The following is a 12,724-nucleotide window of genomic DNA, read 5'->3' on the forward strand; positions in this document are numbered from 1 at the left end:
CGACGTGCCGCGATCGCGTCGGTGGCCGCCGAAAAGCCATGTCCACGCGCCTCGCGAACGCCTATGATGCGCGCTATCACACGCGGGGGGCGGGGCGATGGTCGAGGTCAGGGGGCCGCTGGCGGACGAGCATTTCGCCGCCGCGATGGACGACCTGCGCGAGTTTGGCGGGCTCGAACGCGACGCCCAGCTCGGCGATGCCCATGCCCAGTTCCGGGTGGGCGAGGCGTATGACACGGGCGAGCGCGTCGCCCGCGACCGCCAGCGTGCGGCGCACTGGTTTCGCCGTGCCGCCGAACAGGGGCATCCCGACGGGCAGTGTCGCCTGGCCGCGTATTACGTCGATGGCGACGGCGTGCCCCAGGATTTCGCGGAGGCGGTCAGCTGGTATCGCAAGGCGGCCGATGCCGGCTTTGCCGAGGCACAGTGCGCGCTGGGCACGCTTTACGCCCGCGGCCAGGGCGTGGAAGCCAGTCGCGCCCAGGCGCTACACTGGTGGGGCATGGCGGCCGACCAGGGGCATGTCCAGGCGTGCGTGAACCTGGGCGTGTCGTATTACTTCGGTCGTGGCGTCCGGCGGGATGCCGAGATGGCCTTCGCTTTCTACAGCAAGGCCGTGGAACGCGGCGAGCCGACCGCGCGCGGCTACGCCGACGCGCTGTGCAGCGTGGCGCACATGTATTGCGACGGCATCGGCGTGGCGCGTAGCGCCCGCCTGGGTGCCCTCAACTACCAGCGCGCGGCGGAGATGGGTAACGCCAGCGCCCAGTTCGCGCTCGGCAAGATGTACATGGAGGGCAGCGGCGGCCTGCCGGTGGACCGCTCGCACGCGCACCGCTGGCTGAGCCAGGCGGCCGCGCAGGGCGATAGCGAGGCCCGCCAGCGCCTCGTCGCCCTCGAGACGATGCCCGAGGCGGTGCCGGCGACGCTGGGGCCGCAGGACGCCGCGGCGCAGTACGAACTGGGCCAGCGCCTGGCGACCGGCGACGGCGTGGCGCGCAACGACCCGGAGGCGGTGCGCTGGCTCGCGCTCGCCGCCGCCCGCGACCACGCGGGGGCGCAATTCCTCCTCGCGCAGATGATCGATGGCGCCCGCGGCGTGCCGCGGCAGGTCGATGAGGTGCTGCGCCTCTATCGCCAGGCCGCCAACCAGGACCACGCCGATGCCCAGTACGAACTGGGCGCCATGCACGAGCGTGGCGATGGCGTCACGCGTAGCCTGGCCATGGCCAAGGCGTGGTATCGCAAGGCGGCGAGCAAGGGGCATTTGAAGGCGATGCGGAAGCTGGACCCGCGGCCGTGGTGGAAGATCGGTTGAACGTTGGGGGATGGGGGATGGGAAGTGGGGGCGCCAGGGCCGGCGTGCGGTAGGGGCGACGGGGTGGTCTGCGCTGGCATTATCGAGGGGATGGGTGGGGGCGGTTCTTTGGGGTCGATTCTTTAGGGGATCGTAAGAACGTGCACTTGGGTGCCCGCTTCGTCGCCGTGCACCCATGACTTCCGGCGCTTCTCCGCGCCCCGTCGCAAGCGGACCATCGCGGGACAAATCCTCCCGGGGGCTCCACCCAATGCGTACCTCTCTCGTCCGTGCGATCGCTTTCGCGCTTGCCGGTCTCTCTACCGCCGCCATCGCCGCGCCCGTCGCGGCGCCCGTCGAAGCCACCACCCAGCTGCCGCGCGGCGTGCGTCCCACGCATTACGACGTGTCGATCGTGCCGCATGCCGACAAGCTCAGCTTCGACGGCCAGGTGTCGATCGAGCTGGAGATCGCCAAGCCGACCTCGTCGATCGTGCTCAACGCGCTGGACATGACCTTCGGCAAGGCGTCGCTGACGCCGGTCAAGGGCAAGGGCGCGGCGGCGACGCCCAAGGTGACGGTCGACGACAAGGCGCAGACCGTCACGGTGGCCTTCGACCGCGCACTCACGCCGGGCACCTATCGCCTGTCACTGGATTACACCGGCAAGATCGGTACCCAGGCCAACGGCCTGTTCGCGATCGACTACGACACCGAGCACGACGGCAAGAAGCGCGCGCTCTACACGCAGTTTGAAAACTCCGACGCCCGCCGCTTCATCCCGTCGTGGGACGAGCCGGCGTACAAGGCGACGTTCACCCTCAAGGCCACCGTGCCCACGGGCCAGATGGCGGTGAGCAACATGCCGGCCGCGTCGAAGAAGGACCTGGGCAACGGCCTGACCGAGGTGAGCTTTGAGCCCACCCCGAAAATGTCCACCTATCTGCTGTTCTTCGGCCTGGGCGATTTCGAGCGCGCCACGACGATGTCCGATGGCGTGGAGATCGGCGTGATCACCCAGAAGGGCAAGATCTCGCAGGCGAAGTTCACCCTCGACAGCGGCAAGGCCGTGCTGCAGGAATACAACACGTATTTCGGCGTGCCGTACCCGCTGCCCAAGCTCGACAACGTGGCCTCGCCCGGCCAGAGCCAGTTCTTCTCGGCGATGGAAAACTGGGGTGCGATCTACACGTTCGAGTATGCGCTGCTGCTCGATCCCTCGTTCTCGACGGTGGGCGACAAGCAGGAGGTGTTCAACACCGCTGCGCACGAGATGGCGCACCAGTGGTTCGGCGACCTGGTGACGATGAGCTGGTGGGATGACCTCTGGCTCAACGAAGGCTTCGCCTCTTGGCTGGCCTCGCGCACCACCGAGCGCCTGCATCCGGAGTGGCACACCGAGCTGGACGCCGTGGGTATCCGCGAAGCCGCGATGAGCCAGGATTCGGTCGCCACCACCCACCCGGTGGTGCAGCACGTGGAAACCGTGGAGCAGGCGAGCCAGGCGTTCGACAGCATCACGTATGCCAAGGGCGAGTCGGTGATCCGCATGCTCGAGGCCTATGTCGGCCCCGATGCATGGCGCAAGGGCGTGCAGCGCTACATCAAGGCGCATGCGTACTCCAACACGCGCTCGGACGACCTGTGGAAAGAGATCGATGCGGCCGCCGGCAAGCCGGTGACCACCATCGCGCATGACTTCACGCTGCAGCCGGGTATCCCGCTGGTGCGCGTGACGTCGGTGTCGTGCGCCAACGGCAGCACCACGCTGGCGCTGAGCCAGGGCGAGTTCACCCGCGACCGTCCGAACAAGACGCCGCTGCGTTGGCACGTGCCGGTGATCGCCAAGACGCTCGACGGCAAACCGTCGTCGACGCTGCTGGAGAACGGGCAGGGTTCGATGACGCTGGCCGGTTGCGGCCCGGTGATCGTCAACGCCGGGCAAACGGCGTACTTCCGCACCGCCTACGGCACCGATGCGTTCGCGGCCGTGAAGGGAAGCTTCGCCAAGCTCGCGCCGATCGACCAGCTCGGCGTGTTCGCCGATACCTGGGCGCTGGGCATGGCGGGCCTGCAGCCCGCCTCCGACCTGCTCGACCTGATCAAGGCCACGCCGAAGGACGCCTCGCCGGTGTTGTGGCAGAGCGTGGCTGGTGACCTCAGCGGTCTGGACGGCTATTTCGACGGTGACGCGGCCGGCCAGGCGGCGTTGCGCAAGTACGCGGTGGCAAGGCTGTCGCCCAAGCTCGACGAGATCGGCTGGACGGCGAAGGCCGACGAGCCGTCGACGGTCGCGCTGTTGCGTTCACAGCTGATCGGCACCCTTGGCACGATGGGCGACGCGAAGGTGATCGCCGAGGCGCGTCGTCGGTACCAAAGCGACGACATGCCGGCCGAACTGCGCAAGGTGATCCTGGGCGTGGTTGCGTACAACGCCGATGCCGCCACCTGGGACAAGCTGCGCGCGCAGGCGAAGGCGGAGAAGACCCCGCTGGTGAAGGATCGCCTCTATCTGCTGCTCGGCGCGGTGCGTGACGACGCGCTGGCCAAGCGTGCGCTGGACCTGGCGCTCACCGACGAGCCGGGCGCGACCAACAGCTCGCAGATCATCGCGGCGGTCGCGAGCCGGCATCCGGACATGGCGTTCGAGTTCGCCACGGCGCACAAGGACAAGGTCGACACCTTCGTCGATTCCACCTCGTCGGCGCGCTACTACCCGATGCTGGCGCGTTCGTCGACCGATGAGGCGACGATCGGCAAGATCGAGGCGTTCTCGCAGAAGTACATCGCCCCGACCTCGCGCCGCGCCGCCGACAGCGTGATCGCGGGCATCAAGTATCGCCTGCAGGTGCGTAAGGAGCGCCTGCCGGCCGTGGAGGCGTGGCTCAAGGCCAACGGCTGATCGCTTGCGATGATAAGCCCCGCCAGCCTTCGGCTGGCGGGGCTTTTTTGTGGGTCGGCGGTGGCGATGCGATCGGTGTTGCATCGGAAGGTGCTCGCCAAGACCGGCCTGCGCCAGTGCGACTCCCCCACCCGTCGTCCCGGCGCAGGCCGGGACCCACCGCGGTGCGGTCGGTTGTCGCGAGAGCGCTACATCGAAAAGGGCGCTCGCGATAGCCGCGCCCCGGATACGCAGGGCGAACCGAGCGGTCAGAACCGCTCGAGAACGCCCGCGATGGTCGCCGTCATGAAGGTGGCGATGGAGCCGCCGAGTACGGCGCGCAGGCCCAGGCGGGCGAGGTCGCCGCGACGGTTGGGGGCGAGGCCGCCGATGCCGCCGATCTGGATCGCGATGGACGAGAAGTTGGCGAAGCCGCACAGCGCGTACGTGGCGATCAAGCGGCTCTCCGGAAGAAGCTCCGGCAGGTGGCGGGCGAGGTCGGCGTAGGCGACGAATTCGTTGATCACCACCTTCTCGCCGATGAAGCTGCCGACCAGGGTGGCATCCTGCCAGGGCACGCCGATCAACCACGCGATGGGCGCCAGCACCCAGCCGAACACCGTTTCCAGGCTCAGCGATACCGTATGGCCCGCGTGCGCGCTCAGCCATGCGTTGAGGCTGTGGTCGCCGCCGACGGTGCCCAGCCACTGCACGGGACCGTTGATCAGCGCAATCAGCGCGATGAAGGCCAGCAGCATCGCGCCGACGTTCATCGCCAGTTTCAGGCCGTCGCCCGCGCCGGTGGCGGCAGCGTCGATCACATTGGCGGTGGTCTTCTCCACCTCGATCTTCACCGTGCCGCGGGTCAGCGGCTCGCTGGTTTCCGGCACGAGGATCTTCGCCAGCACCATCGTGGCCGGGGCCGCCATCACGCTCGCGGTGAGCAGGTGCTTGGCGTAAAACATGCGCTGCGCCGGGTCGTCGCCGCCGAGCATCGCCACGTAGGCGGCCATCACCGAACCGGCGATGTGCGCCATGCCGCCGATCATGACGGTCATCAGCTCGGCCTGGGTCATCCGCTCGATGTAGGGCTTGATGGTCAGCGGTGCCTCGGTCTGGCCGATGAACACGCTGGCGCAGACGCTGGTGGTCTCCGCGCCGGACACGCGCATCACCTTGGTGATGACCCACGCCATGCCCTTGACGATCTGCTGCATCACGCCCAGGTGATAGAGCACGCCGGTGAGGGCGGCGAAGAAGACGATGGTGGGCAGCACCTTCACGGCGAAGATCACGCCGAACTTCGAACTGTCGAGCAGGCTGCCGAAGATGAAGCGCGACCCGACGTCGACGTAGTCGAGCAGGTGCACGAAGCCGGTGGCGATGGCGTCGAACACGTCGCGACCCAGCGGCACCTTCAGCACGATGGCGGCGAAGACGATCTGCAGGCCGACGCCCGTGGCGACGAGTTTCCAGTCGACCACGCGCTTGTTGTTGGAGAAGCAGAAGGCGATGGCGACGAGCACCGCCAAACCGAACAGGCCAAACAGAACATGGCCCAGAAGACCCAGCATCGTGACTTACCCCTTGCGAAGGCCGGGGGAAGCCCCGTGACCGCTTTAAAAAACGGGAGGTTACGGTAGGCCGGGCCGGGGGGCAAGGCGCGCCGCGCCATCGGTACGCCGCGCCTTGCGCCATGCGGCCCCCCGGGCGCCTAATCGACCTTTGCCCGGTGCCGCACCCTCATGCATCTGTTCCTGACCATCGCCGTGGTCCAACTGGTCGCCCTGGCGACGCCCGGCCCGGATTTCTTCTTCGTCTCGCAGCTGGCGGCGAGCCGCTCGCGACGCGAGGCCATGGCCGGGGTGACCGGCATCGCCCTGGGCGTCGCGGTCTGGGCCGCGCTGGCCTTGCTCGGGCTGCAACTGCTGCTGCATCGCCTGGCCTGGCTGGAACGCGGCATCGCGATCGCGGGTGGGCTCTACCTCGGCTGGATGGGCCTGCAGATGCTCCGGGCGGCGTGGAAGGCCAGCCCGGCTGACGCGGTGCCCGAGGTGGACGTGCGCGATTCCAGCCCCGGCCGGGCCCTCCTGCGCGGGCTGGCGACCAATCTCGCCAATCCCAAGGCGGCGATCTATTTTGCGTCGATCTTCTCGGCCTTTCTCGGCGACGGCGTAGCCTCGTCGGCCCGATGGGGCCTGTGGGCGCTGGTAACGGCCGAAACCGTGCTGTGGTTCGGCCTGGTGGCGGCGATCTTCGCGATGCCGGCGATGCGCCGGGGCTACGTGCGCGCCGCCCGGTGGATCGACGGCGGCGCGGGGGTGGTCTTTACCCTGTTCGGCCTGCATCTGATCCTCGCCCGGCGGGCCTGATTCACGGCGCCGCCAGGTTGCGCCCGACCCGGGCCACCCCGGCGGCGAACCGGGTGATCTCCGCCGGGCTCATGCCGTGGACGGCGTCCGCGGCCACCTCGGCGAGCAATGTCTCCATCCGCGCCGCCACGGCGACACCCTCGGGCGTGATCGCGATATCGACCAGGCGGCGGTCGCCGACATTCCGGTCGCGCCGCATGAGGCCGCGGCCGATGGCCGCGTCGACGGCATGGGTCACCGTGCTCGCATTGACGCCGCAGGCCGCGGCCAGTTCGGCGCAGATCATGCTTTGCCGGCCGGCGAGCAGGAGCAGCATGTCGCCTTGCAGGGCGGTGATGCCGAACTCGCGCTGCGTGCGGCGGCCGACGGCATCGCGCAGGCGCGAGCCGGTACGCAGGAGGTTACGGCCCAGGGCCAGGTACGTGGCCGGGCGGGCGTCGCGGTCGACCATGATCGATGCGTGTCCGGGAAGCGTGGAAGTCCGCCGCGCTCGGCGGGACGAAAGGGCCGCGCTCGCGGCGACCGGTGGTCACTCCGCCGTTCGGCGCCACGCCCCGGGCGGTCGTCCCACGGTGCGGGTAAACACGCGGGTGAAGTGGCTTTGTTCGGCGAAACCGCAGGCCAGGGCCACGTCGGCCAGCGACATGTCGGTGCTGCGCAGGAGCGACTGGGCACGTTCCACCCGCCGGTCGAGCAGCCAGCGATGGGGCGGCTTGCCGGTGCTGCGCCGGAAGGCCCGGGAAAAATGATTGACCGACAGACCGCAGGCCTTCGCGACGGCGGCGACGGGAAAGGACTGGTCCAGACGGTCTTCCATGAACGTGACCGCCCGGCGCTCCTGCCAACTGGCAAGCGCTCCACGGGCGGCCACGGGCACGGTCACGGGCGGGGAGCCCGGCACGATGGCGCGCAGCGCCAGGGCCACGTGGGCGAGCAACGGCGTGTTGGGCATCTCCGCGCGGAGGTTTTCGAACAAGAGGCCGGCCAGGGTGCGCACGGCGGCGGGCGGATCGTCGGCGCCCGGCCGTGCCGCGTCCCGCCGACGGAACAGGATGGCCCCGGCGTTCTCCCCGTCGGCTGCCCGGGCCGCGCGGTAGACCAGCAACAGGTCGTTCATCGCATCGTCGAGCGCGATCTCGGTGAGCGAGGCGCGACCGCGCAGCTTCGCCACCAGGTTTTCGGTGCCGGGGAGATCCCCGGGCTCGATGGCGGCGGAGCGTTGCGAGAGATCGACGATGACCGTGGCGGGACGGCACTCGGAATCGGGACAGGGGCTGTCGATGCGATACATCGGCCGATCCTCCGGCGAATGGGACAGGATCGAAGCATTGCGCACGCAAGGACCGGTCCCTACCCCCGAAAGGGTTAGGCCGTGTCGCCGAAGTGTGACCGGCGGCACGTCCCGTTAACGCACCCTCGAGGTCTGTTGCAGTTCTTCGAGGATCTCCATCCCGCGCACGTCGATGTGGTCGAGGTTGTCGACGTAGAAGCGGACGAACGGCGATTCGGCGTCTTTCGGCATCCACGGTCTGGCCCAGAGGAAGGCGACGCAGCGGCCGCCTTCGGCGATGAGCTTGTCCAGCCGCGCGCGCAGCAGGCGCCGCACGGGGTAGGCCTCGATGTCGCGGGCCGTGAGCGTCACGGTGGGATGCAGGTCGGCGTCGTCGTGGCGGAACGCGCGCGAAAAGCGCAGGTAGTAGCCGCCTTCGCGGGTCGCCCGGAGGGACGCGGTGCCCCACCAGATCGCACGCGTGCCGGTGAGATCGGCCACTTTTTGCCGGTAGACGTTGCGGAAGAGGCCGGCGTAGGTGAGCGTTTCGCCGCCCATGTCGACGGTGGCGGTGTCCAGGTCGCCGTCGCGGCGATGCTCCAGGAACTTCTGCACCAGCGACGACAGCCGGTAGTACCGGCTGGCGCGGGGTGCCGCGGGTGCGCTCGTCCGGGCGCGCGGCGCGGCGGATAGCACGCGCTCGCGGAAGTGGTCGCGCGGACGTTCGGCGTCGAAGACGTCGGGGCCTTTCTCCCGCGCCGCGCCGGCCTTGCCATGGGCCACCTCACAGGTGGGCGCGTGGTCGTCGAGGCGGCGGGAGCGGAAATACGGCCGGATACGCAGGTTCTGCTCGGGCTTGTCCAGGCAGGCGCAGATCAGCCGCGCCGTGCATCCGTTGCCCGTGCAGAGGAACGTGGCGTCGCCGTCGAGCACGTCCGCCCAGTAAAGCTCGTAGGCGCGCTCGGCGCTGAGCCGCTCCTCGCGTTCGGGCTGGATCGCCTCTTCGATCATGGGAGTCCTGTGGATGGAACGCACCGTTCGCGCCTGTGCACGAGGCGAGCACGGCCTGAGCGGGCATAGTAGGGGCATCATCCCACCCCTGCAGCAACCCCGGAGACGACGATGGCAAAGGTGCTGGTGCTTTATTACTCCTCCTACGGGCACATCGTGAAGATGGCCGAGGCCGAAGCCGAGGGCGCCCGCGCCGCCGGCGCGCAGGTCGACATCAAGCGCGTGCCCGAGACCGCGCCGCCCGAGGTGGCCAAGGCCGCGGGCTTCATCAGCGACCACGCCCACCCCGAGGCCCAGGTCGACGACCTGGTGAACTACGACGCGATCATCGTCGGCGTGCCCACGCGGTATGGCCGCATGCCGTCGCAGATGGCCAGCTTCTTCGACCGCACCGGCGGCCTGTGGGCCAAGGGCGCGCTCAACGGCAAGGTGGGCGGCGCGTTCGTTTCCACGGCCAGCCAGCATGGCGGCCAGGAAACCACGTTGTTCTCGGTCATCACCAACCTGATGCACCTGGGCCTGATCCCGGTGGGCCTGCCGTATTCGTTCCAGGGCCAGATGGGCGTGGACGAGGTCAAGGGTGGCACGCCGTATGGTGCCAGCACCCTCGCCGGCGGCGACGGCTCGCGCATGCCCAGCGCGACCGACCTGGATGGCGCCCGCTTCCAGGGCAAGCACATCGCCGAGATCGCGGCGAAGCTGTTCGGCTGACCGCACGGGCGCGGGCCGGTGGACGACCGTGGCGGTAGCACGGCCGTCCACCGGCTTTGCTACGCTCCGCGCCCATGATCCTTCCTTTCTTCCTTCTGCTTCTGGTCACCGGCCTGCTGCTGTCCTGGCGTCGCCGCCGTGGCGCCGGTGCCGCGATGACCCTCGTCGCCTTCGCCTGGCTCTTCATCGCCGGCTGCGGCCCGCTCACCGGCCTGCTGCTCGATCGACTGCAATCGGGTTTTCCGCCCGACGTGGCGGCATGGGGCCATCGCAACGCCATCGTGTTGCTCGGCGCCGGCACGGTGCGCACCGGCGTCGGGGTGATCGAGCCGAGTCTTTACGCCAACGGGCGCATCCTCGAAGCGGCGCAACTTTATCGGTCGTGCAAGGCCACCGGGGCGGTGTGCAAGGTGGAAGTCAGCGGCGGCGACGCCATGAAGCTGAAAAAAGCCGAAGCCGACGTCTACGCGGTGACGCTGGACCGCCTGGGCGTGCCCCGGGACGACCTCATCCTCGAATCGCGCAGCCTTAACACCTTCCAGAATGCGCAGTTCAGCCGGCCGTTGCTGATGAGCTTCGGGGCGGACAAGGTCGTGCTGGTATCGTCGGCGGTGCACCTGAAACGATCGCTGTTGTACTTCGCCCATTTCGGCATCCCCGCCGAGCCGGTACGCGGCGATTACGTGACCGCACGCTACGACTGGCTGCCGTCGTCGGAAAACATCTTCTTCGCCGACTTCGCGTTGCACGAATACATCGGCGTGGCACGCTACCACCTCTACAACGCAATGGGCTGGAACGTGGCCCGGCAACCTGAAATCCCGCTGACCGGGCAGACACCTGCCTAACATCTGCCGTTTTATGCTGGCGGCCGTCCAGCACGGACCGAAACCCAAGGAGAAGCCCGTGAAGTTCCGTTATATCCTCGCCGCCTCGCTGCTGGCCCTGGCCCCCGCCGCGTTCGCCCAACAGGCCGCTCCGGCCGCGCCCAACCCGGCGTCGCAGATCCCCGCGTCCGATAAGCAGGCGATTCAGACCTACACCCTCACCGACGACGTGTTCAACCGCATCGTGAAGGTGTCGCAGGAGGCCAAGAAGCAGGGCATCGAGCCGAAGAATGCCCAGACCGATTTTTCAAAGATTCACTCGCTCGACGATCTGGCCAAGCAGATCACGGATTCGGACCCGCGCATCGAGCCGCTGATCAAGGCCAACGGTTTCACGCCGCGCGAATTCCTGCTCGCGAATCTGGCCGTCACCAACGCCGCCATCGCTTCCGAAGCGAAGAAGAATCCGCAGATGGCCCAGTACGTCGACCAGTCGAAGGTGAACCAGAAGAACGTCGCCTTCTACGAAGCGCACAAGGACAAGATCAACGCGCTGATGGCCGAGGACCAGGGCGGGCAGTAATCGCCACCCGGTGTCGCCATGCAAAACGGAGCCGCGAGGCTCCGTTTTTTTATGCTTCGCTTTCCTGGAGGTCTCCTCCTGAGCACCTGTCTGCGCCGGTGCGACGCTCCCACCGTCGTCCCGGCGCAGGCCGGGACCCACCGCGATGCGATCGTTTGTCGCGAGGGCGCTGCATCGGAAGGGTGCTCGCGAACACCGACTAGCGGGCCATGGATACCGGCATGGGCCATGGCAATGTTGCCTTGCCCGGTCAAACGACAGGAAAAAAAAGCGGGCCCCGTCGGGGCCCGCCTGATCACACCGTGCCGACTCAGTTCGTGCCGTGCAGGGCGTGCTTGAGGTCGCGCATCTGGTCGTGGCCGCTCTTGACCGAGGTGTACGCCTCCTGGACGAGCGAACGGGTGCCGGCGCTCAGGTCGGTATCCTTCAGGGCGTCTTCGTATTTGGCCTTGATGTGGTCCTCGCCGCGCTCGACTTCATCGACGATGACGGTGTCGTCCTTCGAGCTGATCTTGGCGCGCAGCTCGACGAACATGCGATGCGCCTTCGCCAGCACGGTACCGTCGTCTTCCGGCTTGCCGCCGAGCGACGCGACCTGCTGCTGGAGGCGCTGCGTCACCTGACGACGCTCCGAAGCGCGCTGCTGGAACGCCGCGGCGTAACGCGTGTTGTGAGCGTCCTTGGCGGCTTCGCCGTAACCTTCGGCGCTGTCGATCGTGGTCTCGATCAGGCCGTTGAGCACCTTGATGTCGTGGTCGGTCGTGTTCGTCATGGTCGTGGCTCCTGGCCGTTGTGGATGACACCAGCATCGCGTCCGGAGGCGGCACGAAGGCGTGAATACCCCGTGGTAGGCATCACCACGTCATTCATTCGTTCATCTACGCCGGGTGCATACTCGGCGATACGTTCATCACGGGAGGCAGGCATGGCATCCAATCGAAGGGCACTGGTCACCGGCGCGTCCGCGGGCATCGGCGAAGCCTTCGCGCGCGAACTCGCGCGGCGCGGTTTCGACCTTGTGCTGACCGCGCGGCGTGCCGATCGCCTTGAAGCCATCGCCGCGGAACTGCGCGACCGGCACGCGATCGAGGCGGTGGTCGCGCCGCTGGACCTCGCCCGGCCGGATGGTCCCGAGGCGCTCGTCGCGGCGCTGGCCTCGCAGGGCCTGCATATCGACGTGCTGGTCAACAACGCCGGCTACGGCGTCACCGATTACCTGGACGAGCAGCCCTGGTCGACCCACGCCGCCTTCATGCAGGTGATGATGACCGCGCCCACCGAACTCATCTGGCGCCTGTTGCCCGGGATGAAGGCCCGCGGCTACGGCCGCATCGTCAACGTCGCGTCGCTCGCCGGCCTCGTGCCGGGATCGGCGGGGCACACGCTCTATGGCGCGTCCAAGGCGTACCTCATCCGCTTTTCGCAGTCGCTGGCGCTGGAGACGCTCGGCACGGGCGTGCACGTGACGGCGTTGTGCCCGGGCTTCACCTATTCGGAATTCCACGACGTCAACGGGGCCCGGCAGCTGGTATCCAACATGCCGTCGTTCCTGTGGATGGACGCACCCACCGTGGCCCGGCAGGGCCTGGATGCGGTGGAAGCGGGCGAGATCGTCTACGTCAACGGGCGGGTCAACCGCGTGATCAAGGCGCTGTTCAAGCTGCTGCCCGACCGGCTGGCCCTGAAACTCACCGAACGGGAAGGGCGCCGGTTCCGCCTCCGGCGGGCTTCGTCGCCCCACCCGTGACCTCTGGCATACGCCCGGCCCCCGC

Annotated in this window: 12 protein-coding genes; 7 read left to right on the plus strand and 5 right to left on the minus strand. The window is 68.2% G+C overall.

The features are described from left to right. Nucleotides 1–97 precede the first annotated feature (97 nt). Nucleotides 98–1,318, plus strand: a complete 1,221-nt coding sequence (locus PI246_RS00145) for a tetratricopeptide repeat protein (RefSeq protein WP_320549260.1) — start codon at nucleotides 98–100, stop codon at nucleotides 1,316–1,318. 250 nt (nucleotides 1,319–1,568) lie between these two features. After that, complete coding sequence (locus PI246_RS00150) at nucleotides 1,569–4,199, plus strand: M1 family metallopeptidase (RefSeq protein ID WP_320549261.1); 2,631 nt, start codon at nucleotides 1,569–1,571, stop codon at nucleotides 4,197–4,199. Nucleotides 4,200–4,447: 248 nt separating this feature from the next. Here PI246_RS00150 and PI246_RS00155 read toward each other — a convergent pair whose 3' ends face one another. After that, complete coding sequence (locus tag PI246_RS00155; RefSeq protein ID WP_320549262.1) at nucleotides 4,448–5,752, minus strand: NupC/NupG family nucleoside CNT transporter; 1,305 nt, start codon at nucleotides 5,750–5,752, stop codon at nucleotides 4,448–4,450. Nucleotides 5,753–5,923: 171 nt separating this feature from the next. On the opposite strand from PI246_RS00155, the gene PI246_RS00160 reads away from it, so the two are divergent. Continuing rightward, the gene (locus PI246_RS00160; protein ID WP_320549263.1) at nucleotides 5,924–6,550 is read left to right on the plus strand and encodes a LysE family transporter; all 627 of its coding nucleotides are present in this window, start codon (nucleotides 5,924–5,926) and stop codon (nucleotides 6,548–6,550) included. Nucleotide 6,551: 1 nt separating this feature from the next. Here the strand turns inward: PI246_RS00160 and PI246_RS00165 are convergent, their stop codons facing one another. The 3 genes from PI246_RS00165 to PI246_RS00175 form a co-directional block, all read right to left on the minus strand. After that, on the minus strand, nucleotides 6,552–7,001 hold the full coding sequence (locus PI246_RS00165) for a MarR family winged helix-turn-helix transcriptional regulator (RefSeq protein ID WP_320549264.1): 450 nt from the start codon (nucleotides 6,999–7,001) through the stop codon (nucleotides 6,552–6,554). Between the two features lie 78 nt (nucleotides 7,002–7,079). Further along, nucleotides 7,080–7,841, minus strand: a complete 762-nt coding sequence (locus tag PI246_RS00170; RefSeq protein WP_320549265.1) for an AraC family transcriptional regulator — start codon at nucleotides 7,839–7,841, stop codon at nucleotides 7,080–7,082. 114 nt (nucleotides 7,842–7,955) lie between these two features. Beyond that, nucleotides 7,956–8,831, minus strand: a complete 876-nt coding sequence (locus PI246_RS00175) for a hypothetical protein (RefSeq protein ID WP_320549266.1) — start codon at nucleotides 8,829–8,831, stop codon at nucleotides 7,956–7,958. A 111-nt stretch (nucleotides 8,832–8,942) separates the two neighbouring features. On the opposite strand from PI246_RS00175, the gene wrbA reads away from it, so the two are divergent. From wrbA to PI246_RS00190, 3 genes are all read left to right on the plus strand, one after another. Continuing rightward, nucleotides 8,943–9,542, plus strand: coding sequence for an NAD(P)H:quinone oxidoreductase (gene wrbA, locus PI246_RS00180; protein ID WP_320549267.1), 600 nt, complete (start codon nucleotides 8,943–8,945; stop codon nucleotides 9,540–9,542). 74 nt (nucleotides 9,543–9,616) lie between these two features. Further along, entirely contained in the window at nucleotides 9,617–10,390 is a 774-nt protein-coding gene (locus PI246_RS00185) for a YdcF family protein (RefSeq protein WP_320549268.1), read from the plus strand. Nucleotides 10,391–10,448: 58 nt separating this feature from the next. Then, nucleotides 10,449–10,952 (plus strand): hypothetical protein, encoded by a 504-nt coding sequence (locus PI246_RS00190; RefSeq protein WP_320549269.1) that lies wholly within the window; start codon nucleotides 10,449–10,451, stop codon nucleotides 10,950–10,952. Between the two features lie 310 nt (nucleotides 10,953–11,262). Here PI246_RS00190 and PI246_RS00195 read toward each other — a convergent pair whose 3' ends face one another. Next, nucleotides 11,263–11,724, minus strand: coding sequence for a PA2169 family four-helix-bundle protein (locus PI246_RS00195; RefSeq protein ID WP_320549270.1), 462 nt, complete (start codon nucleotides 11,722–11,724; stop codon nucleotides 11,263–11,265). Between the two features lie 153 nt (nucleotides 11,725–11,877). Here PI246_RS00195 and PI246_RS00200 point away from each other — a divergent pair, with 153 nt between their 5' ends. Further along, the gene (locus PI246_RS00200) at nucleotides 11,878–12,699 is read left to right on the plus strand and encodes an SDR family NAD(P)-dependent oxidoreductase (RefSeq protein ID WP_320549271.1); all 822 of its coding nucleotides are present in this window, start codon (nucleotides 11,878–11,880) and stop codon (nucleotides 12,697–12,699) included. The last annotated feature ends 25 nt before the right edge of the window (nucleotides 12,700–12,724 follow it).

It is taken from the genome of Luteibacter sahnii (genome assembly GCF_034063545.1).
GTDB lineage: Bacteria > Pseudomonadota > Gammaproteobacteria > Xanthomonadales > Rhodanobacteraceae > Luteibacter > Luteibacter sahnii.

Excerpts from the sequence above, each read along its gene's own strand:
- PI246_RS00200 (WP_320549271.1), top strand. The coding sequence starts at position 11,878 with ATGGCATCCAATCGAAGGGCACTGGTCACCGGCGCGTCCGCGGGCATC.
- PI246_RS00170 (WP_320549265.1), bottom strand. The coding sequence starts at position 7,841 with ATGTATCGCATCGACAGCCCCTGTCCCGATTCCGAGTGCCGTCCCGCC.
- PI246_RS00175 (WP_320549266.1), bottom strand. The coding sequence starts at position 8,831 with ATGATCGAAGAGGCGATCCAGCCCGAACGCGAGGAGCGGCTCAGCGCC.
- PI246_RS00150 (WP_320549261.1), top strand. The coding sequence starts at position 1,569 with ATGCGTACCTCTCTCGTCCGTGCGATCGCTTTCGCGCTTGCCGGTCTC.
- PI246_RS00185 (WP_320549268.1), top strand. The coding sequence starts at position 9,617 with ATGATCCTTCCTTTCTTCCTTCTGCTTCTGGTCACCGGCCTGCTGCTG.
- PI246_RS00195 (WP_320549270.1), bottom strand. The coding sequence starts at position 11,724 with ATGACGAACACGACCGACCACGACATCAAGGTGCTCAACGGCCTGATC.
- PI246_RS00145 (WP_320549260.1), top strand. The coding sequence starts at position 98 with ATGGTCGAGGTCAGGGGGCCGCTGGCGGACGAGCATTTCGCCGCCGCG.
- wrbA (WP_320549267.1), top strand. The coding sequence starts at position 8,943 with ATGGCAAAGGTGCTGGTGCTTTATTACTCCTCCTACGGGCACATCGTG.
- PI246_RS00165 (WP_320549264.1), bottom strand. The coding sequence starts at position 7,001 with ATGGTCGACCGCGACGCCCGCCCGGCCACGTACCTGGCCCTGGGCCGT.
- PI246_RS00160 (WP_320549263.1), top strand. The coding sequence starts at position 5,924 with ATGCATCTGTTCCTGACCATCGCCGTGGTCCAACTGGTCGCCCTGGCG.
- PI246_RS00155 (WP_320549262.1), bottom strand. The coding sequence starts at position 5,752 with ATGCTGGGTCTTCTGGGCCATGTTCTGTTTGGCCTGTTCGGTTTGGCG.